Source organism: Pseudomonas sp. BIGb0558 (assembly GCF_024807515.1).
Lineage (GTDB): Bacteria > Pseudomonadota > Gammaproteobacteria > Pseudomonadales > Pseudomonadaceae > Aquipseudomonas > Aquipseudomonas yamanorum_A.
In genome coordinates, this window is the sequence record NZ_JANUEW010000019.1 from 34,864 (window position 1) to 55,959 (window position 21,096).

Annotated in this window: 20 protein-coding genes; 16 read left to right on the top strand and 4 right to left on the bottom strand. The window is 61.2% G+C overall.

Features of this window, described 5'->3' with window-relative positions:
- Positions 1–8 precede the first annotated feature (8 nt).
- The 4 genes from M2400_RS33630 to M2400_RS21160 all read left to right on the top strand — a co-directional run bounded on the left by M2400_RS33630 (position 9) and on the right by M2400_RS21160 (position 3,211).
- On the top strand, positions 9–62 hold the full coding sequence (locus tag M2400_RS33630; protein WP_177042103.1) for a hypothetical protein: 54 nt from the start codon (positions 9–11) through the stop codon (positions 60–62).
- A gap of 28 nt (positions 63–90) precedes the next feature.
- The gene (locus tag M2400_RS21150) at positions 91–1,206 is read left to right on the top strand and encodes an ABC transporter substrate-binding protein (RefSeq protein WP_259199204.1); all 1,116 of its coding nucleotides are present in this window, start codon (positions 91–93) and stop codon (positions 1,204–1,206) included.
- A 161-nt stretch (positions 1,207–1,367) separates the two neighbouring features.
- Positions 1,368–2,426: an iron ABC transporter permease gene (locus tag M2400_RS21155; RefSeq protein ID WP_177042069.1), complete on the top strand. Its 1,059-nt coding sequence runs from the start codon at positions 1,368–1,370 to the stop codon at positions 2,424–2,426.
- Complete coding sequence (locus M2400_RS21160) at positions 2,423–3,211, top strand: ABC transporter ATP-binding protein (protein WP_259199211.1); 789 nt, start codon at positions 2,423–2,425, stop codon at positions 3,209–3,211. Before M2400_RS21155 ends, M2400_RS21160 begins: the two co-directional genes overlap by 4 nt.
- Before the next feature lie 99 nt (positions 3,212–3,310).
- Here the strand turns inward: M2400_RS21160 and M2400_RS21165 are convergent, their stop codons facing one another.
- Complete coding sequence (locus M2400_RS21165; RefSeq protein ID WP_259199216.1) at positions 3,311–3,880, bottom strand: cysteine hydrolase family protein; 570 nt, start codon at positions 3,878–3,880, stop codon at positions 3,311–3,313.
- A gap of 96 nt (positions 3,881–3,976) precedes the next feature.
- On the opposite strand from M2400_RS21165, the gene M2400_RS21170 reads away from it, so the two are divergent.
- The 11 genes from M2400_RS21170 (at position 3,977) to pdeM (ending at position 18,273) form a co-directional block, all read left to right on the top strand.
- Complete coding sequence (locus M2400_RS21170) at positions 3,977–4,621, top strand: glutathione binding-like protein (protein WP_177042066.1); 645 nt, start codon at positions 3,977–3,979, stop codon at positions 4,619–4,621.
- 228 nt (positions 4,622–4,849) lie between these two features.
- Entirely contained in the window at positions 4,850–7,291 is a 2,442-nt protein-coding gene (locus M2400_RS21175) for a penicillin acylase family protein (protein WP_177115750.1), read from the top strand.
- A gap of 194 nt (positions 7,292–7,485) precedes the next feature.
- Complete coding sequence (locus M2400_RS21180) at positions 7,486–8,490, top strand: ligase-associated DNA damage response exonuclease (RefSeq protein WP_259199233.1); 1,005 nt, start codon at positions 7,486–7,488, stop codon at positions 8,488–8,490.
- Entirely contained in the window at positions 8,487–10,121 is a 1,635-nt protein-coding gene (locus M2400_RS21185; protein WP_259199236.1) for an ATP-dependent DNA ligase, read from the top strand. The genes M2400_RS21180 and M2400_RS21185 overlap by 4 nt, the downstream gene beginning before the upstream one ends.
- A gap of 337 nt (positions 10,122–10,458) precedes the next feature.
- Complete coding sequence (locus M2400_RS21190; RefSeq protein ID WP_003213667.1) at positions 10,459–11,238, top strand: transporter substrate-binding domain-containing protein; 780 nt, start codon at positions 10,459–10,461, stop codon at positions 11,236–11,238.
- Between the two features lie 57 nt (positions 11,239–11,295).
- Positions 11,296–12,024: an ABC transporter permease gene (locus M2400_RS21195; RefSeq protein ID WP_010176728.1), complete on the top strand. Its 729-nt coding sequence runs from the start codon at positions 11,296–11,298 to the stop codon at positions 12,022–12,024.
- The gene (locus M2400_RS21200; protein ID WP_259199242.1) at positions 12,021–12,731 is read left to right on the top strand and encodes an ABC transporter permease; all 711 of its coding nucleotides are present in this window, start codon (positions 12,021–12,023) and stop codon (positions 12,729–12,731) included. Before M2400_RS21195 ends, M2400_RS21200 begins: the two co-directional genes overlap by 4 nt.
- Positions 12,732–12,740: 9 nt before the next feature.
- Positions 12,741–13,859, top strand: coding sequence for a succinylglutamate desuccinylase/aspartoacylase family protein (locus M2400_RS21205; protein ID WP_259199247.1), 1,119 nt, complete (start codon positions 12,741–12,743; stop codon positions 13,857–13,859).
- 13 nt (positions 13,860–13,872) lie between these two features.
- Positions 13,873–14,637 carry an ABC transporter ATP-binding protein gene (locus M2400_RS21210; RefSeq protein WP_003209529.1) on the top strand — a complete coding sequence of 255 codons (765 nt, stop codon included), beginning with the start codon at positions 13,873–13,875 and terminating at the stop codon, positions 14,635–14,637.
- Between the two features lie 502 nt (positions 14,638–15,139).
- Positions 15,140–17,617 carry a ligase-associated DNA damage response DEXH box helicase gene (locus tag M2400_RS21215; RefSeq protein ID WP_259199251.1) on the top strand — a complete coding sequence of 826 codons (2,478 nt, stop codon included), beginning with the start codon at positions 15,140–15,142 and terminating at the stop codon, positions 17,615–17,617.
- Entirely contained in the window at positions 17,617–18,273 is a 657-nt protein-coding gene (gene pdeM / locus M2400_RS21220; protein ID WP_259199268.1) for a ligase-associated DNA damage response endonuclease PdeM, read from the top strand. The genes M2400_RS21215 and pdeM overlap by 1 nt, the downstream gene beginning before the upstream one ends.
- Before the next feature lie 32 nt (positions 18,274–18,305).
- On the opposite strand, the gene M2400_RS21225 is transcribed toward pdeM, so the two are convergent.
- Complete coding sequence (locus M2400_RS21225) at positions 18,306–18,509, bottom strand: hypothetical protein (RefSeq protein ID WP_003219272.1); 204 nt, start codon at positions 18,507–18,509, stop codon at positions 18,306–18,308.
- 107 nt (positions 18,510–18,616) lie between these two features.
- Positions 18,617–19,183: a dCTP deaminase gene (gene dcd / locus M2400_RS21230; protein ID WP_003219273.1), complete on the bottom strand. Its 567-nt coding sequence runs from the start codon at positions 19,181–19,183 to the stop codon at positions 18,617–18,619.
- A 378-nt stretch (positions 19,184–19,561) separates the two neighbouring features.
- On the opposite strand from dcd, the gene M2400_RS21235 reads away from it, so the two are divergent.
- On the top strand, positions 19,562–19,771 hold the full coding sequence (locus M2400_RS21235; RefSeq protein WP_002554837.1) for a cold-shock protein: 210 nt from the start codon (positions 19,562–19,564) through the stop codon (positions 19,769–19,771).
- Between the two features lie 232 nt (positions 19,772–20,003).
- On the opposite strand, the gene rpoS is transcribed toward M2400_RS21235, so the two are convergent.
- The gene (gene rpoS / locus M2400_RS21240) at positions 20,004–21,008 is read right to left on the bottom strand and encodes an RNA polymerase sigma factor RpoS (RefSeq protein ID WP_003219274.1); all 1,005 of its coding nucleotides are present in this window, start codon (positions 21,006–21,008) and stop codon (positions 20,004–20,006) included.
- Positions 21,009–21,096: the final 88 nt, after the last annotated feature.

Genomic DNA, 21,096 nt, shown 5'->3' on the forward strand with positions numbered 1-21,096 from the left:
GGCGAACGCTGCAACCGAGCGGCGCCTATCACAACCTTTTGCGGCGCTGGAGCGATGTCTGATGCGCCGCCTTCACCTGGAGTTCTCGCCATGCTGAAACCCCGCTACTTCCTCAAGCTGGGCGCGCTGTTTGCCGTGCTGATACTGGGGCACGCCGAAACGGCCGCCGCCCATGAAGTCACCGACGTGCTGGGCCGCCAGGTCAACGTGCCGGACCACGTGCAACGTGTGGTGCTCGGCGAAGGCCGTTTGATTTCCGCCTTCGCCTTGCTGGACAAGGACGTGCCGTTCCAACGGATTGTCGGCTGGCAGAATGATTTGAAGCTGCTGGACGCCCACACCTACAACGCCTACGTGGCGAAATTTCCGACGGTAAAAGACATCCCGCTGATTGGTCAGGCCTCGGAGCAAAGCGTCAGCGCCGAGGAAATTCTCTCGCTGAAACCCGACCTCGCCGTGTTCAGCATTTCCGGCCACGGCCCCACCGAACACAGCCCGGTGGCGGATGTGTTGGCCAAGGCGGGAATCGCCGTGTTGTTCGTCGACTTTCGCATCAACCCGGTGCAAGGCACTCACACCAGCATGACGGCCCTGGGCCAGGCCCTTGGCCGGGAAACCCAGGCCAAGGCGTTCCTCGACTTTTATGACCAGCACATCAAGGTGATCACCGACGCCGTCGCCACCTTGCCGGCCGGGCCGCGCCCGAGTGTGTTCCTGGAATTGCTGGCCGGTGCCTGGCAGGCGCCGGGGCACACCACCGGCAAGAGCGGCATGGGTGAAGTGATCAAGCTGGTGGGCGGGCGCAACATCGCCGCCGATGTGGTGCCGGGGGCGCTGGGGGACATCAGTGTCGAATACGCACTGAAGGCCGACCCGGATGTGTACGTGGCCACCGGCAATCACAAACCTGGGTTGATTCTTGGCGCGGGCGTGAGCAACGAAGACGCACGTGCCGCGTTTGACAGCGTGTTGGCACGCCCGGAATTTGTGAACCTTCGGGCGATTCGTGAGGGCAATTCCCACGGCCTGTGGCATGACTTCTACAACTCGCCGTACAACCTGCTGGCGATTGAAGCGCTGGCCAAGTGGGTGCATCCGGAACTGTTCGCCAAGCTGGACCCCAAGGCGACCATGGAAGCGATGAACCAGCAGTTCCTCGGCATGCCGCTGCAGGGTGCTTACTGGATTGATGGCAAGGCCAAGTAACTAAGGCTCACAACCCATTCCCAGCCTGGACACGATTCCTGTGGGAGCTGGCTTGCCTGCGATAGCGGTGTTGGATTCACCATCGCCATCGCAGGCAAGCCAGCTCCCACACTGACCGAGTACCGGCAGGGATTTTCGTCGTTTTCAAGGCTGCGAATCCAATGACCACTCAAACCCTCGACCTCGCCGCCGCCAGCCAGGGCTATCGCCGCCTGCTCGCGCGCCGTTGCTGGCTGCTGGCCCTGCTGGGAGGCGCGCTGGTTTGCGCGATCCTCGTGGACCTGGCCAGCGGCCCGTCGGGCATGGGCCTTGGCGCCCTGCTCGATGGTTTGCTGCACCCGGCGCACTTGAGCGCCACCGACCAGGTGATTATCTGGAACGTGCGCCTGCCCTACGCGCTGATGGCAGTGTTGGTGGGCTGCGCGCTGTCCCTGGCGGGTGCCGAGATGCAGGCGATCCTGAACAACCCGTTGGCCAGTCCGTTCACTCTGGGGGTTTCTTCGGCCGCGGCATTGGGCGCGTCCCTGGTGATTGTGTTTCCAGTGACGACGCTGTGGGTGTCGGCCAATACGGCGATTTCCATTTCGGCGTTTGTGTTCGCTGCCGCCTCGGTATTTTTGCTGCAAGCCATGTCGCGCCTGCGGGGTGCCGGGGTGGAAAGCCTGGTGCTGTTCGGCATCGCCCTGGTCTTCAGTTGCAACGCGGTGGTCGCGCTGTTGCAACTGGTGGCCACCGAGGACGTGCTGCAACAACTGGTGTTCTGGACCTTGGGCAGCGTGACCCGAGCCAACTGGGACAAGCTTGGCATCCTCGCGTTTGTGGTCGCCGTGGTAATGCCCTTTTCCTTCGCCGCCGCCCCGCGCCTGACCCTGCTGCGCATGGGCGAAGACCGTGCGCAAAGCTTTGGTGTCGACGTGAAACGCCTGCGGTTTTTCTCGTTGTTGCGCATCAGCCTGCTGTCGGCCACCGCCGTGGCGTTTGTGGGAACCATCGGATTTATCGGTCTGGTGGGTCCGCATATCGCGCGGATCCTGGTGGGTGAAGACCAGCGCTTCCTGCTGCCGGCCAGCGCCCTTGTCGGCGCTTTGCTGCTGTCGCTGTCGTCCATCGCCAGCAAGCTGATCATGCCCGGCGTGATTGTGCCGGTGGGCATCGTCACCGCACTGGTGGGCGTGCCGATTTTCGTGTTGCTGGTGTTCAAGCGTGGGAGACAGTTATGAGCAGCGGGTTGTCGATTCAGAACGCCCACGTCAGTTATGGACGGCGCCAGATCGTGCACGACCTGAGTTTGCCGACCCTGGCCCATGGCAGCCTGACCGCGCTGATCGGGCCGAACGGTGCGGGCAAGTCGACGTTGTTGCGGGCCATAGCCGGCCTGGAAAAGATGCAGGGCGTCGTAAGACTGGGTGACCTGGACCTGACGAAAATGTCGGTTGGCGAGCGCGCCCGGCGCGTGACCTACATGCCGCAGAACCTTCCGCCGGGGTTGAGCCTGAGCGTGATGGAAAGTGTGATCGCCGCGTTACGGGTGGCGAACCTCGATGGCATTCCGCATTCAAGCGACGCGTGCATGCGCGAGGCGTTCGATGCGTTGCAAAGGATTGGCATCGCTCATCTGGCGGACCAGCTGTTGAGTACGTTATCCGGCGGCCAGCGGCAACTGGTCAGCCTGGCGCAACTGATTGCGCGCCGCCCGCAGGTGATGCTGCTGGATGAACCCACCAGTGCGCTGGACTTGAACTACCAGTTGAAGGTCATGGATTGCGTACGTGACCTGGTGCGGGAGCACAACCTGATTGCAGTGGTGGTGCTGCACGACATCAACCTCGCAGCGCGCTACGCCGACCATATCGCGGTGCTGCGACAGGGCCGGCTGTATGCCAGTGGCGCGGCGGATGAGGTGCTGGATGCGGCGCTGTTTGCCGAAGTCTATGGCGTGCGGGTACGCATCGAGCGGTGCTCACAGCAGACGTTGCAGGTGTTGGTGGATGGTGCCGTGGCTTAAACCCCGCCGTAGCAGCTGTCGAGCTTCAGCGAGGCTGCGTCGGGCGCGACGCGGTGCAGTGCCTGGCCTGGAAGCGGCGGTGCGGCCAACGCAGCCTCGCTAAGGCTCGACAGCTGCTACGGGGAGGAGGGTTTCAGAGGAAATGACGGTGGCGTACTCACCGTGCAGGTTGCCCAACGACATGGCGTGCACCGTCTCGGCCGAATGCATCTGACCGAAAAAGTCGGCCTTGTCGAAGGTGTAGCAGGCATCTTCGATAACCCACGTCTCAAACCCCAGGTTACCGGCAGTGCGGGCCGTGGCCTCCACCGAGTTATGGGTGGCCACGCCCACCAGCACCATTTGCTGAATCCCCGCCTCACGCAAATTCGCTTCCAGCCCCGTGCCACAAAACGCATCCGGCACCCGCTTCTGGATCAACTGCTCGCCCGCCTGGGGAACAAACGCGTCCTGAAACTCCACCCCCGCCTGTTCCGGCCAGAACACCGACTCCGGCGAATGCGACAAATGCTGCACATGAACCACCGGCCAGCCTTGCCGCCGCCAATGCCCCAGCAACGCCAGCATACGTTCCTCCGCCTGCGGGTTATTACGCCGCCCCAGCCTGGGATGGTGAATGCCTTTTTGCTGATCAATCAGCACCAACACCGCGCCCGCACGGATTTCCATATCGATAGACCCAAATGTTTCATTGAATTTTCGTCACCCTAACATTACCTATACCTACAGGCATTCGCTCAAGCGTCACCACCCTTGGAGAGCTTCATGATCGACCTGTATTACTGGACCACCCCCAACGGTCACAAAGTGTCGTTGTTCCTGGAAGAAGCCGGTCTGCCTTACGAGGTGCACCCGATCAACATCGGCCAGGGCGACCAGTTCAAGCCCGACTTCCTGAAAATCGCCCCCAACAACCGCATCCCGGCCATCGTCGATCAGAACCCGACGGACGGCGGCGCACCGATTTCCCTGTTCGAATCCGGCGCGATCCTGCTGTACCTCGCGGAAAAAACCGGCAAGTTCATTCCCCAGGACCTGCGCGGTCGTCAGGAAGCATTGCAATGGCTGTTCTGGCAAATGGGTGGCCTGGGCCCGATGGCCGGGCAGAATCATCACTTCAGCCAGTTCGCCCCGGAGAAGATTCCCTACGCGATCAAACGCTATGTGGATGAGACCGCCCGCTTGTATGGGGTGCTGGACCGCCGCCTGGCCGACCGCAAGTTTGTGGCCGGCGAGGAATACAGCATTGCCGACATGGCGATCTACCCTTGGATCGTTTCCCACAAGTGGCAGAGCCAGAAGCTGGAAGACTTCCCACACGTAGAACGCTGGTTCAATCACATCAAGCAACGCCCTGCTACGGTGCGTGCTTATGAGCTGGTGCAGAAGGTCAATCCACCGAAATCCTGACCCAAAGGTGCGTTTCACGCTCTGTGGGAGCTGGCTTGCCTGCGATTGCATCACCCTGGTGAATCAGACACACCAAGGTGCCAGCATCGCAGGCAAGCCAGCTCCCACAGGATTTTGTGCTGATCCATAAATCTATCTACAAATAAGCATCGCCTCCCGCTTGCGTCGTTTCGCCGCGCTCACTAACGTAGCGCCTTTACTGACGCTACCCCCCGCAGGAGCTTTGCCATGGCCTCGCCAGCCCTCTCACATTTTCTTCCCCGGTTCGGCGTTGCCGCGGCAATTGCCAGTGCCTTGGGCCTGGCCGGTTGCCAGTTACAGAGCACCCAAGACACCCTGCCTCCGGTTTCCGGCGTGCAGCCCATCAAGGGCCTGGCGCAGAACGTTTCCGTGCGCCGCAACAGCCAGGGCATCCCGCTGATTGAAAGCAGCACGTTCCATGACGCGCTGTTCACCCTGGGCTATGTGCACGCCAGCGACCGCATCACCCAGATGGTCACCCTGCGCCTGCTGGCCCAGGGCCGCCTGGCGGAAATGTCCGGGCCGGATGTGCTGGATGTCGACCGTTTCATGCGGGCGGTCAACCTGCGCAAGAGCGCCGGCGAGCTGTATAACGCCTCGTCGCCGCGCCTCAAGCGCTTCTTTGAAGTGTATGCGCGCGGGGTCAACGCCTACCTGTTCCGCTACCGCGACAAACTGCCGCCAGACCTGGCCCAGAGCGGCTACAAGCCCGAATACTGGAAGCCGGAAGATTCGGCGCTGCTGTTCTGCCTGCTGAATTTCAGCGAGTCGACCAACTTGCAGGAAGAGTTGTCGTCGCTGGTGCTGGCGCAAAAAGTCGGCGCCGACAAACTCGCCTGGCTGACCCCAAGCTACCCGGATGAACCGTTGCCGGTGGCCGAGTCCGACAAGCTCAAGGGCATCAACCTGGGCCAGATCCCGGGTCTCGCCGCGCTGACCAGCCTCAGCGAACACCTCGGCACCCTGAACACCCTGGGCACGTCCAGTTCCAGCAACTGGGCTATCGGCCCGCAGCGCAGTCGCAGCAACAAGAGCCTGCTGGCCAATGACCTGTCGACCTCGATGCAGGCGCCATCGCTGTGGAACTACGTACAGATCCGCTCGCCGAAATACCAGGCCGCCGGTGTGTCGATCGCCGGCTTGCCAACCCTGCTTTCCGGGTTCAACGGCAAGGTGGCCTGGAGCATGAGCCAGGTCGCGGGCGATACCCAGGATGTGTTCCTGGAGAAGGTCAAGCGCCAGGGCAACGCGCTGTACTACGAGAACAACGGCAAATGGCTGCCGGCCATCGTGCGTAACGAAACCTACTTCGCCAAGGGCCAGCGGCCGATTCGCGAAGCGGTGTACGAAACCCGCCACGGGCCATTGCTCAACAGCGCCCAGTCGCTGAACAGCGGCTACGGCCTGGCCTTGCAGACCGCCGACTTCAAGGACGACAAGAGCCTGGACGCGTTCTTCGACCTGTCCCGTGCGCAAACCGCCGGTAAAGCGTCTGACGCCACCCGGGAAATTCGCGCAATTGCCTTGAACATGGTCTTCGCCGACGCCAGCAGCATCGGCTGGCAAGTCACCGGGCGCTTCCCCAACCGTCGTGAAGGCGAAGGCCTGGTGCCATCGCCGGGCTGGGACGGGCGTTTCGACTGGGACGGCTACGCCGACGCGATGCTGCACCCTTACGATCAGGACCCGACCCAGGGTTGGATCGGCACTGCCAACCAGCGCACCATTCCCCGCGGCTACGGCATGCAACTGTCCAACTCGTGGGCCGCGCCGGAACGTGCCGAACGCATCGCGCAGCTGGCGGGCAGCGGCAAGCATGACAGCCGTAGCATGATCGCCATGCAGTACGACCAGACCACCACGTTTGCCGCCAAGCTCAAGAGCATGTTCCAGGCGCCGGGCATGGCCCAGCCGCTGAAACAGGCGATCGATGGATTACCGGTGGCCGAACAGGCCAAGGCGCGGGAAGCACTGGGCCGCCTGATGGCCTTTGATGGCCGCCTGGCAGCTACCTCCGCCGACGCGGCGATTTATGAGTTGTTCCTGCAGGAAAGCGCCAAGCAGATTTTCCTCGACGAACTCGGCCCGGAAAACAGCGCCACCTGGAAAGCCTTTATCGGCAACGCCAACCTGTCGTACTCGGCGGTGGCCGACCACCTGCTGGGGCGCGAAGACAGCCCGTTCTGGAATGATGCCCGCACCGGGCAGAAAACCGACAAGCCGGCGATCCTCGCCCGCAGCCTGGCCGCCGCGATTACTGCCGGCGACAGCGCATTGGGCGCCGATCACAAGGCCTGGCAGTGGGGCAAATTGCACAGCTACACCTGGAAGGACACCAGCGGCAAGACCATTCGCGGGCCACTGGCGGCAGGCGGCGATCACAACACGCTGAACAGCGCGCCATATAGCTGGGGCCAGAGTTTCGACACAACCCAGGTACCGGCGCTGCGGATGATCGTCGACTTCGGGCAGGCGGAACCGATGATGGGCCAGAGCGGCATCGGCCAATCCGGCAACCCGGCCAGCCCGAACTACGCCAACGGCATCGACCCGTGGCTGAAGGCGCAATACCTGAGCTTCCCGATGCAGCCGCAGAACTTTGACGGGGTGTATGGGAAGACGCGGTTGACGTTGGTGCCGGGCAAATAACCCGGTACCCCTGACTCAACCGAATCTTTGTAGGAGCTGGCTTGCCAGCGATGGCTTCAACTCGGTCTGACTGCAAGACCGAGTCGCCAGCATCGCCGGCAAGCCAGCTCCTACAGTTGATTGCATGCATTCCGATAGAACTTCTCCACCCGCCCCCGCCTCATAATTAACAAGCCCACCTCCACGGCACGCCCATGGACCTTGTTATCGCCCGGCCCGAAGGCCTCTACTGCCCCGCCGGGGATTTCTACATCGACCCCTGGCGCCCGGTGGAGCGCTCGGTGATCACTCACGCCCACGGCGATCACGCCCGCACCGGCAATCAGCACTACCTGGCCGCCGCTCCCGGCGAAGGCATCCTGCGCTCGCGCCTGGGCCAGGACATCAACCTGCAAACCCTGGCGTACGGCGAAACCCTGCTCCATCACGGCGTCACCTTGAGTTTCCACCCCGCCGGCCACGTGCTCGGCTCCGCCCAGGTACGCCTCGAATACCAGGGCGAAATCTGGGTGGCCTCCGGCGACTATAAAGTCGAACCCGACGGCACCTGCGCGCCGTTCGAACCGGTGCGTTGCCATACCTTTATTACCGAGTCGACCTTCGGCCTGCCGATCTATCGCTGGCAGCCCCAGGCGCAGATTTTTGCCGGGATCAACGACTGGTGGCAGGCGAATATCGCCGCCGGCAAGGCCAGCGTGTTGTTCTGTTACTCCTTTGGCAAGGCCCAACGAATCCTCCACGGGATCGACGCCAGCATCGGCCCGATCCTCAGCCATGGCGCGGTAGAACCCCTTAACCGGGTGTACCGCGAAGCCGGCATCTACATCCCCGAAACCCTATACGCCGGTGATTTCAAAAAGACCGATCCCCTACTGCGCCAAGCTCTGATCATCGCCCCGCCCTCGGCCGGCGGCAGTACCTGGATACGCCGTTTCGGCGACTACAGCGACGCCTTCGCCAGCGGCTGGATGCGCCTGCGCGGCACCCGGCGGCGGCGCGGGGTAGATCGCGGGTTTGTGCTTTCGGACCACGCCGATTGGCCCGGGCTGTTGTGGGCCATCGAGCAAACCGGCGCCGAGCGGGTGATGGTCACTCACGGTTCTGTGGGCGTGTTGGTCCGGCACCTGCGGGAAAAGGGCCTGGACGCCCAGGGCTTCACCACCGAATACGGCGATGACGAAGAGGAAGTCGCGTCATGAAAGCCTTCGCCGAGCTGTACGCCAACCTCGACGCCACCACCTCCAGCAACGCCAAGCTCGCCGCGTTGCAGGCCTATTTTCTCCAGGCGCCCGCGGAAGACGCGGCGTGGGCGGTGTACTTTTTATCCGGCGGGCGGCCCCGGCAACTGGTGCCGACCCAACTGCTGCGGGACATGGCCACCGAAGCCGCCGGCATCGAGCCGTGGTTGTTCGAAGAGAGTTATCAGTCGGTAGGCGACCTGGCGGAAACCATTTCCCTGCTGCTGCCGGAATCGCCCCACACCTCGGACGACGGCCTGGCGGTGTGGCTGGAAGAAAAACTCCTGCCCCTGCGTGGCCTGCCGCCCGAAGAACTGGCCGCACGCCTGCCCGCCTTGTGGACACAACTGGATCAACCGAGCCTGATGCTCTGCATCAAGCTGATCACCGGCAGCTTCCGGGTCGGCGTATCAAAACTGTTGGTGACCCGCGCCCTCGCCGCCATGGCCGGGCTGGACAGCAAGCGCGTGGCCCAGCGTCTGGTGGGCTACACCGACCTGTCCAACCGTCCGACGGCCGAAGGCTATTTAAAGCTGATTGCCGCCGAATCGTGCGACGAACATGCGCAACGTGGCGGGCAGCCGTATCCGTTTTTTCTCGCCCATGGCCTGGCGCAACCGGTGGAGCAATTCGATGCCTTGCTCGGTGCTCCCGCAGACTGGCAAGTGGAATGGAAGTGGGACGGCATCCGCGCCCAACTGGTCAAGCGCGAAGGTCGCTTGTGGATCTGGTCCAGGGGTGAAGAGCTGGTCACCGACCGCTTCCCCGAACTCCACGACCTGGAGCACCGCCTGCCAGATGGCACGGTGATCGACGGCGAAATCGTGGTGTGGAAGGAGTCGGTACAACCCTTCGCCCTGCTGCAACAGCGCATTGGCCGCAAAACCCTGAGCAAGAAGATCCTCGAAGACGCCCCGGTCGCGGTGCTGGCCTATGACCTGCTGGAACACCATGGTGAAGACTGGCGCAACCACACCCAGGCCGAACGCCGGGCGCAGCTGGAGCAGGTGATTGCCGATTGCGAGCAGCCCACGCTGCGGGCCTCGCCATTGCTGACCGCCGATAGCTGGCAAGCGTTGGCAGAGCAACGTGAAGCCTCCCGCAGCCTGGGCGTGGAAGGCATGATGCTCAAGGCCCGCGATGGCTTCTACGGCGTGGGTCGGACCAAGGACATGGGCGTGTGGTGGAAATGGAAAGTCGACCCGTTCAGTGTCGACGCGGTGCTGATCTACGCCCAGCGCGGCCATGGCCGGCGCGCCAGCCTGTACAGCGACTACACCTTCGCCGTGTGGGACGGCCCGCCCGGCAGCGAGCGCACGCTGGTGCCGTTCGCCAAGGCGTATTCGGGGCTGACCGATGAAGAAATGCGCAAGGTCGACGGGATTATCCGCAAGACCACCGTGGAAAAATTCGGCCCGGTGAGCAGTGTGACGCCCAGTCTGGTGTTTGAGTTGGGTTTCGAGGGGATTGCCCTGTCCAAGCGCCACAAGAGCGGGATTGCCGTGCGTTTCCCGAGGATGTTGCGGTGGCGCCAGGATAAGTCGGTCGAGGAAGCGGACAACCTGGCGACGTTGCAGGATTTACTCACCTGACACTTCTCTGAGGAACGCCACCGACCAATGTGGGAGCTGGCTTGCCTGCGATGCAGACGCCTCGGACTATCAGCTACACCGAGATGATGCTATCGCAGGCAAGCCAGCTCCCACACAAGTGCTCCATTTGAAATCTTCCAGCGCCCCAAAATAGCGCTCAGAATTATCTATGCCCATTTTCGGGCATTTCCTACTGGCACAACTTCTTAATCTCACCTTTTAAAACGACCATTCGGAACTATGGTGCAGAAATTGCTACTTGAGTTCGGTCTGACACCGTTCAGTAACAGTCCTAACCGCGCCACAAGCGCTTATCTTGGTTTCCAGGGATTACATAATGAAAAAAGCATTGCTGACCCTTTCTGCACTGGCTCTGTGCATGGCCGCCGGTTCCGCGCTGGCCAAGGAATACAAGGAATTGCGTTTTGGTGTCGATCCGTCCTACGCGCCGTTTGAGTCAAAAGCCGCTGACGGCAGCCTGGTGGGCTTCGATATCGACCTGGGCAATGCCATCTGTGCCGAGCTGAAGGTCAAGTGCAAATGGGTCGAAAGTGACTTCGACGGCATGATTCCAGGCCTCAACGCCAACAAGTTCGACGGCGTGATTTCCTCGATGACCGTGACCGAAGCCCGTGAAAAGGCGATCGACTTCTCCAACGAGCTGTTCTCCGGCCCGACTTCCCTGGTGTTCAAAAAAGGCGCGAACTACTCCACGCCTGAGTCCCTCAAGGGCAAGAGCGTTGGCTACGAGCAAGGCACCATCCAGGAAGCCTACGCCAAGGCCGTACTGGACAAGGCCGGTGTGACCACCAAGGCCTATGCCAACCAGGACCAGGTTTATGCTGACCTGACTTCCGGCCGTCTGGACGCTTCCGTACAAGACATGCTGCAAGCCGAACTGGGCTTTTTGAAGTCGCCAGCCGGTGCTGACTATGAAGTCAGCAAGGCCATCGACGATCCACTGCTGCCGTCCAAAACTGCGGTCGGTATCAAAAAAGGTAACAAAGACCTCAAGGCCTTGTTGGATAAAGGTATCAAAGCGTTACACGATGATGGCACCTACGCCACCATCCAGAAGAAACACTTTGGCGATCTGAACCTGTACAGCGGCAAATAATGCCTGGGGCGCCCTTCCTCTGGAGGGGCGCTTTTTTATCGCCATAGGTCCTGATTTATGTTCGAAGATCTGTTGCAAACCCTGGGCCTCAGCGCCTTTAGCTTGAAGGGTTTCGGCCCGCTGTTGCTGCAAGGCACCTGGATGACCATCAAGTTGTCGGTGTTCTCCCTGGCCGTCAGCGTGTTGCTGGGCTTGCTCGGCGCCACCGCCAAACTGTCCAGCCTGCCGTTCCTGCGGATTCCCGCGCAAATCTATACCACCTTGATTCGCGGCGTGCCCGACCTGGTGCTGATGCTGCTGATTTTCTACAGCCTGCAAATCTGGCTGACCGGCTTTACCGACTTTATGGAATGGGACTACATCGAGATCGACCCATTCAGCGCCGGGGTCATCACCCTGGGCTTTATCTACGGTGCCTATTTCACCGAGACCTTTCGCGGCGCGATCCTCGCCGTGCCCCGTGGCCAACTGGAGGCCGCCACGGCCTACGGGCTCACCCGTGGCCAGCGGTTTCGCTTCGTGACCTTCCCGCAGATGATGCGCTTCGCCCTGCCGGGCATCGGCAATAACTGGATGGTGATGCTCAAGGCCACGGCCCTGGTGTCGATCATCGGCCTGGCCGACCTGGTCAAGGCTGCCCAGGACGCAGGCAAGAGCACCTATCAGCTGTTCTATTTCCTGGTGATCGCCGCGTTTATCTACCTGCTGATCACCAGCGCATCCAACTTCGTCCTGCGCCGCCTCGAGCGGCGCTACTCCGCAGGCTCACGGGAGGCAGTGCGATGATCGAACTGATCCAGCAATACTGGCGCCCCTTCCTTTATAGCGACGGCCAGCACATCACCGGCCTGGCCATGACCATGTGGCTGCTCAGCGCCTCTATCTTCATTGGCTTTCTGGTATCGATCCCGCTGTCCATCGCCCGGGTGTCGCGCAACCGCTGGGTGCGCTGGCCGGTGCAGTTCTACACCTACCTGTTTCGCGGCACGCCGCTGTATATCCAGTTGCTGATTTGCTACACCGGGATCTACAGCATCGCGGCGGTTCGTGCGCAGCCGGTGCTGGATGCGTTCTTTCGTGATGCGATGAACTGCACCCTCCTCGCCTTCGCCCTCAACACCTGCGGCTACACCACGGAGATTTTCGCCGGGGCGATCCGCAGCATGGCCCACGGCGAAGTGGAAGCGGCGAAAGCCTACGGCCTGAGCGGCTGGAAGCTGTATGCCTACGTGATCATGCCGTCGGCCCTGCGCCGCTCGTTGCCGTACTACAGTAATGAAGTGATCCTGATGCTGCACTCGACCACGGTGGCCTTCACCGCAACCATCCCGGATATTTTGAAAGTCGCCCGGGACGCCAACTCGGCCACTTACATGACGTTTCAATCATTCGGTATCGCTGCGCTGATCTACCTGACCGTGACCTTTGCCCTGGTGGGTCTGTTTCGTCTGGCGGAGCGCCGCTGGCTGGCCTTTCTCGGGCCCAGCCACTAAGGAGCCTTCATGCGTCATCAGATTCATCCACTCGTGGCGCCGGTGCCGGGCACGGCGCGGCAGATCCACAGTTTCCACTTCGGGCCCGAGCAGGCAGAAGGCAAGGTCTACATCCAGTCGTCGCTGCATGCCGACGAGTTGCCGGGCATGCTGGTGGCCTGGCATCTCAAGGCTCGCCTGGCACAACTGGCTGCGGCCGGCCGCCTGCGCAGCGAGATCGTGCTGGTGCCCATCGCCAACCCCACCGGCCTGGAACAGGTGTTGATGGACATCCCCCTGGGCCGCTACGAGCTGGAAAGCGGGCAGAACTTCAATCGCCTGTTTGTCGACCTGAGCGACGAAGTCGGCAATCAGATTGAAGAACTGCTGGGAGACGATCCGCAGCACAACGTCGAGTTGATCCGCGACGCTCTGGTCATGGCCCTTGGGGCGCAAACACCCGCCACTCAATTGGAGTCCCAGCGCCTGGTGCTGCAACGCCTGGCATGCGATGCCGACATGGTGCTGGACCTGCACTGCGACTTCGAAGCCGTGGCGCACCTGTACACCACCCCCGAAGCGTGGCCCCAGGTGGAGCCGTTGGCGCGCTATATCGGGTCGGAAGCCAGCCTGCTGGCCACCGACTCTGGCGGGCAATCGTTCGATGAATGCTTCACTTTGGTGTGGTGGCAATTGCAGCAACGGTTTGGCGAGCGTTTCCCGATCCCGATGGGCAGCTTTTCGGTGACCGTCGAGCTGCGCGGCCAGGGCGACGTCAACCACGGCCTGGCCAGCCTCGACTGCCAGGCGATCATTGATTACCTGATTCACTTCGGCGCGATCAGCGGCGAGCCTGCACCGCTGCCGCAATTGCCCTACCCCGCCACACCACTGGCGGGCGTCGAGCCGGTGGCCACGCCCGTGGGCGGCTTGCTGGTGTTCAGCGCCCTGCCCGGGGAATACGTGGAAGCCGGGCAACTGATCGCCGAAATCATCGACCCCATTTCTGACCGCGTAACGCCGGTGCATTGCCGCAATGCCGGCCTGCTTTACGCCCGTTCGCTGCGGCGCATGGCCACTGCCGGGATGGTCATCGCCCATGTCGCAGGCCTTGAAGCCTATCGCAGCGGCTACCTACTTTCGCCTTGAGGATGCATGCCCCATGTACAAATTGACCGTTGAAGGCCTGCATAAAAGCTATGGCGACAATGAGGTGCTCAAAGGTGTCTCGCTCAAGGCCAAGACCGGTGATGTGATCAGCTTGATCGGCGCCAGCGGCTCGGGCAAAAGCACCTTTTTGCGTTGTATCAACTTTCTTGAACAGCCGAATGATGGGGCCATGACCCTGGACGGGCAGCAGATTCGTATGGTCAGCGACCGCCATGGCATGCGTGTGGCTGATGACGCTGAGTTGCAGCGCCTGCGTACGCGGTTGGCGATGGTGTTTCAGCATTTCAACTTGTGGAGCCACATGAGTGTGCTGGAGAACATCACCATGGCTCCGCGCCGGGTCTTGGGCTGCAGCAAGAAGGACGCCGAGGACCGGGCTCGTCGTTACCTGGACAAGGTTGGGCTGCCGGCGCGGGTGGCGGGTCAATACCCGGCGTTTTTGTCGGGTGGTCAGCAACAGCGGGTGGCGATTGCCCGGGCGCTGGCGATGGAGCCGGAGGTGATGCTGTTTGACGAGCCGACTTCGGCGCTGGATCCGGAATTGGTGGGTGAGGTGTTGAAGGTGATTCAGGGGCTGGCTGAGGAAGGCCGGACCATGATCATGGTGACCCACGAGATGAGCTTTGCCCGGAAGGTGTCGAGCCAGGTGCTGTTTTTGCACAAGGGGTTGGTGGAGGAACAAGGTGCGCCGGAGGATGTGCTGGGTAATCCGAAGAGCGAGCGGTTGCAGCAGTTTTTGAGTGGGAATTTGAAGTAGGGCTGGGGGGGCATATCCGTTATTTAGGTGATGGCTGATATGGGTTCCGCTCTTACAGCGGCTCACTTTTGAACAGCGCCAACCACTCGGCACCTCGCTGCGGGCCGCCTAAGATCAAGATCAACAGCACAGCAGCCTACAGGCCGGCTTGAGTGGTAGAAGCAAAATCAAAATCTAAAGCGACCACGATCCCCTGTAGGAGCTGGCTTGCCGGCGATGGTCGTTAACGATGACGTTGGCGTCCTGAATGAACGCGGCGTTCTCAGGTTCTTCGCCGGCAAGCCGGCTCCTACAGAAAAGCGGCTTTTGATCTGGCTTTTGATTTTGATTTGCGGGCCCCGTCAACCACGATGGCCGGCATTCCGGGCGTTTGCCAAAAGTGACCCGCTGTAAGAGCGAAACCATAGGATGCCGTTACCGCAACAACGGATATGCCCCCAATATTCGTTAAACCTTTCCCCCACAACAAAGGTCTCTGAAATACCCCCCCAGAGCCCCAAGCATGGCCAAATCCAGCAACTTCGCCAAAGACTGGTTCACCGCCAAAAACTGGAAACCGTTCGCCTTCCAGAAAGATGTATGGAACGCAGTCAAGCAAGGCCAGTCGGGACTGCTCCACGCCAGCACCGGCGCCGGGAAAACCTACGCCCTGTGGTTCGCCGCCCTCAACCGCTTCGCCATCACCGAAGACACTCCCCGCAAACGCAAAGCCCCCGCCGAACCGCTGACCGTCCTGTGGATCACCCCCATGCGCGCCCTGGCCGCAGACACTGCCCGTGCCCTTGAAGCACCGCTCCAATCCCTGAGCATCCCCTGGACCGTCGGCCTGCGCACCGGCGACACCAGCAGCAGCGAACGCGCCCGACAAAGCCGCCGCCTGCCCACCACCCTGATCACCACCCCGGAAAGCCTCACGCTGATGCTCGCCCGCGCCGACAGCGAGGTCAGCCTGTCCCATCTGCGCATGGTAGTCGTGGACGAATGGCACGAACTGATCGGCAACAAACGCGGCGTACAACTGCAACTGGCCCTCGCCCGCCTGCGGCAATGGCATCCAGAGCTGATTGTGTGGGGCATTTCCGCAACTTTGGGTAACCAGGCTCACGCGCTGGAGGTGTTGATCCCACAGGGCGGCGGGATCAACGTGCAGGGGCAAACCGCCAAGCTGTTGCAGGTCGATACGCTGTTGCCACCAGTGATCGAGCGTTTTCCATGGGCCGGCCATATCGGCCTGAAGATGCTGCCGCAAGTGGTGGCCGAGGTCGACGCCAGCAGCAGTTGCCTGGTGTTTACCAACACCCGGGCGCAATCGGAAATCTGGTACCAGGCGTTACTCGAGGCTCGTCCCGATTGGGCCGGGCTGATTGCTCTGCACCACGGTTCGCTATCCCGGGAAACCCGCGATTGGGTAGAGCGAGCCCTGAAAGACGGGCAACTGAAGGCCGTGGTGTGTACGTCGAGCCTGGACCTGGGGGTGGATTTCCTGCCAGTGGAACGGGTGCTGCAGATTGGCTCGGCCAAAGGCGTAGCCCGCCTGATGCAACGCGCCGGGCGCTCCGGTCATGCCCCTGGCCGGCCGTCGCGAGTGACGCTGGTGCCGACCCACAGCCTGGAGCTGGTGGAAGCCGCGGCCGCCCAGGACGCCATCGCTGAACGGCGCATCGAAGCCCGTCAGTCGCCCCACAAGCCGCTGGATGTGCTGGTACAACATTTGGTGAGCATGGCGCTGGGCGGCGGTTTTGTGCCGGATGCGTTGCTGGAGGAAGTCCGCAGCGCCTGGGCCTATCGCGACCTGAGCGACGCGGATTGGGCCTGGGCCCTGGGTTTCGTGCGCCATGGTGGCCTGTCGCTGACGGCCTACCCGGATTACCGCCGGGTCGAGCCGGACGAACACGGCATCTGGCGCGTCCCCGATGCCCGGCTGGCCCGGCGCCATCGGATGAGCGTGGGGACGATCGTCAGCGACGCCAGTATCCAGCTGAAATTCTGGAGCAAGGGCGGCGGTGGCAAGACCCTGGGCAGTGTCGAGGAAGGGTTTATTGCGCGATTGAAGCCGGGGGATGGCTTCCTGTTCGCTGGGCGCTTGCTGGAATTGGTACGGGTGGAAAACATGACCGCTTATGTGAAGCGCAGTACCGCAAAAAAGGCCGCCGTACCACGCTGGAACGGCGGGCGCATGCCACTTTCCAACGAGCTGGCCCAGGCGGTGGTCGAGCGCTTTGATGCGGCCGCCCACGGGCGTTTCCTCGGCCCGGAGATGCACGCGGTGCAACCGTTGCTGGAAACCCAGTTGCGCTGGTCCGGGCTGCCCACTCGCGAGCATCTGCTGGCCGAGGCGCTCAAGTCCCGGGAGGGCTGGCACCTGTTCCTGTACCCGTTCGCCGGGCGCCAGGTGCATCTGGGGCTGGCAAGCCTGCTGGCGTGGCGGGTCAGCCGGCAGCAGGCGGTGACGTTTTCGATCGCGGTGAATGACTATGGGTTGGAGCTACTGAGTGCAACCGAGGTGGATTGGCCGGCGCTATTAAGCGGGGAATTGCTCACGGCGGACCATCTGCTGGATGACGTCGTGGCGAGCCTGAATGCCGGTGAACTGGCGCTGCGGCGCTTTCGTGAGATCGCGCGGATCGCCGGGCTGGTGTTCGCCGGCTACCCGGGCGCGCCGAAAAGTACCCGCCAGGTGCAGGCTTCCAGCGGGTTGTTCTTTGAAGTATTCAAGCAATACGACCCGCAGAACCTGTTGCTGGCCCAGGCCGGGGAAGAAGTCCTGCGCGAAGAGCTGGATATTCGTCGGCTGGAAGAGACGTTGCGCCACTTGTCAGGGTTGAAACTGGACCTGCATCAGATCAAACGGCCTACGCCACTGGCGTTCCCGCTATTGGTAGAGCGTTTTCGGGAAAGCCTGAGCTCGGAAAAACTCTCGGAGCGCATCGCACGGATGGTCAAGGATCTGGAAAAAGTCGCCGATAACGGGAAAAACTGATGCCCGTTCATTACCCGATACATCTGGCGGAAGAAACGCTGTGGTTGCTGGCGGACAAGGCTGTGTATTGGCCCGCGAGAAAGTGCCTGCTGATCGCCGATGCGCATTTTGGCAAGGCGTCGGCCTATCGCAGCCTGGGCCAGCCGGTGCCGCAGGGCACGACGACGGACAACCTGCAACGCCTGGACCGACTGTTGGCAGCCTATCCATGTGAGCAGGTGATCTTTCTCGGCGACTTTCTCCACGGGCCCGGCTCCCACGCCAGCGGCACCCTGAACGCCCTGAGAGCTTGGCGTGAGCGTCATTCCGGCCTGGCGCTGACGCTGATTCGCGGCAACCACGACAAACGCGCTGGCGACCCGCCTGGCGATCTGAACATGGAGGTGGTCACCGAGCCCCTGCTGATGGGCCCGTTTGCGCTGCAACACGAACCGCAGGTCCATGCCAGCCACCATGTACTGGCCGGGCACGTGCACCCGGTCTATCGCTTGCGGGGCAAGGGCCGGCAAAGCTTGCGCCTGCCGTGCTTCCAACTCGGCGCCGAGGTCAGCCTGTTGCCGGCGTTCGGCGCGTTTACAGGGGGTTATTGCGTGAAGATGGAGGAAGACAGCCAGATCTTTGTGATCGGGGACCATGAAGTATGGCCAGTGCATTGAGCCACTGACCATCGGGCAACGGCTGCAGGAAATCAGGCCACAGGGGCGGGAGGCGGTTCGTCAGGGAGGGTTGGCTCACCGGGTTCTTCAGGCTGGTTGGGCCAGGGATCATCGGGGCCGGGCTGGCCGGGAATGCCGCCTGCGGCGGGATCGGCCATCAAGGACCAGGCCATCACGCCAATCTGATTGGGTTCAAGCCGGGCGAGTTCGGCGCTGATTCGCGGATCGAGCTTCATAGGGGACTCCTCAAGCGTGGCCCGGCGCGTTGTGCACGCGACGGGGCAGTACACCCAATAGAGTGTCTGCCCGCTGACAAATTCCCTTAGCCTGTAAGACGATTCGATCAGGTGCGTGGGAGAGTGACGCCACGCTGGCCCTGATACTTGCCGCCACGGTCCTTATAGGACACTTCGCACTCTTCGTCGGATTCGAAGAACAGCATCTGTGCCACGCCTTCGTTGGCGTAGATTTTTGCCGGCAAGGTGGTGGTGTTGGAGAACTCGAGGGTGACGTGCCCTTCCCATTCCGGTTCGAGCGGCGTCACGTTGACGATGATGCCGCAGCGCGCGTAGGTGCTTTTACCGAGGCAGATAGTCAGGACGTTGCGCGGGATACGGAAGAACTCGACGGTGCGCGCCAGGGCAAAGGAGTTTGGCGGGATGATGCAGACGTCGCTCTTGACGTCGACGAAGCTTTTTTCGTCGAAGTTTTTCGGATCGACGGTTGCCGAGTTGATGTTGGTAAACACCTTGAACTCATCGGCGCAACGTACATCGTAGCCGTAGCTGGAAACCCCGAACGAGATCAGCCGCTCAGCGCCTTCGCCGCGCATCTGGCGCTCCACGAAGGGCTCGATCATGCCGTGCTCTTGCGCCATGCGGCGAATCCACTTGTCCGATTTGATGCTCATGGCGGGTGTCCTGAATAGCGAGGTGAAAAAATTCTGTTGGGCATCTTACCGGGGCTGGCCCCGTGGTTCAAAGGGGCGGCTGTTTTTCTTGGTGCCGTGCAGCCCCTGCTGGGCGGGGCGCACCTTCAATTGTGGAGCGTTGGTGCGGTATCAGGCTGCCGCCAGTCACGAAAATAGAGAAACCTTCGGAAATACCATTGGCACGTTCCGGAAAAAGGGTTAAGGTGGCGCCACTGTGCTGCTTGTGTCACTGAGAATCTCTACACGATATGTTGAATTTCGATCCAACCATCTCCAAGAATTTTTCCTGCTCTTTGCACTCAGTCTCGGCCAGGGCTTTTCCTGAGTCGCAGTTAACTTTGTCCAAGGAGATACACCATGTCTAATCGCCAAACTGGTACCGTTAAGTGGTTCAACGATGAAAAAGGCTTCGGCTTCATCACTCCACAATCCGGTGACGACCTGTTCGTTCACTTCAAAGCTATCCAATCCGACGGCTTCAAAAGCCTGAAAGAAGGCCAACAGGTTTCTTTCATCGCTACCCGCGGTCAGAAAGGCATGCAAGCTGAAGAAGTTCAAGTTATCTAACTTGTACTGATTTAGTCGAAAAGCCCCGCCCTTAAAAGCGGGGCTTTTTTGTGCCTGGGATTTGGCTATCGTAGCAGCTGTCGAGCGCCAGCTAGGCTGCGTAGGGCGCGACACCGAGTTGAGGCCGGACGCAGCCTCGCTGGCGCTCGACAGCTGCTACGCGCGCCCCCAAAGCAAAACGCCCGGCGCATTCACATGCACCGGGCGTTTTTTATAGCTGCCTTACAGGCCGTTATTGAAACAACGACTCACTCGACAAGCCATTCTTCTCCAGGATCTCGCGCAAGCGCTTGAGGCCCTCTACCTGGATCTGCCGAACCCGCTCACGGGTCAGGCCGATCTCCAGGCCAACATCCTCCAGGGTACTGCTTTCGTGGCCGCGCAGCCCGAAGCGGCGAATCACCACCTCACGCTGTTTGTCCGTCAACTCCGAAAGCCACTGGTCGATGCTTTGCGACAGATCGTCGTCCTGCAGCAACTCACAAGGGTCTGTAGGGCGATCATCGGTGAGGGTGTCCAGCAGGGTTTTATCCGAATCCGGACCCAGCGAGACATCGACTGAAGACACCCGCTCATTGAGGCCGAGCATACGCTTGACCTCTCCCACCGGTTTTTCCAGCAGGTTGGCGATTTCTTCAGGCGAAGGTTCATGATCGAGTTTTTGTGTCAGCTCACGCGCCGCCCGCAGGTAGACGTTGAGCTCCTTGACCACATGGATCGGCAACCGGATCGTACGGGTTTGATTCATGATCGCCCGTTCGATGGTTTGACGAATCCACCAGGTGGCGTAGGTTGAAAAGCGGAAACCCCGCTCAGGGTCAAACTTCTCCACCGCTCGGATCAGGCCGAGATTGCCCTCCTCGATCAAGTCCAACAGGGACAACCCACGATTGACGTAGCGTCGGGCGATTTTCACCACCAGTCGCAGGTTGCTTTCAATCATGCGCTTGCGCCCAGCCGGATCACCCTTTTGCGACAAGCGCGCAAAATGGACTTCTTCTTCGGGAGTGAGCAGAGGGGAAAAGCCGATTTCATTGAGGTACAGCTGGGTCGCGTCGAGCGCCCGCGTGTAATCAATATATTTGTGTTGCTTTAACGCGGTGGAGTTTTTGGACTTGGTGCGAACTGAAGGTACAGCAGGTCCCTCATTCGACATCGATTCCGTATCGATGACAGTCTCCATAAGGAGAACCTCATCGTCGATGTCAAACTCCGGCGCTTCTTTACTGAGAGCCATTGTTATAGTCCTTTGGTGAGTTCGACCTCAAGCTCAAGCGACGCCTTTATCCTTGGCAACGCTGGAGCCTGTTCCTTCTACGTGAGGG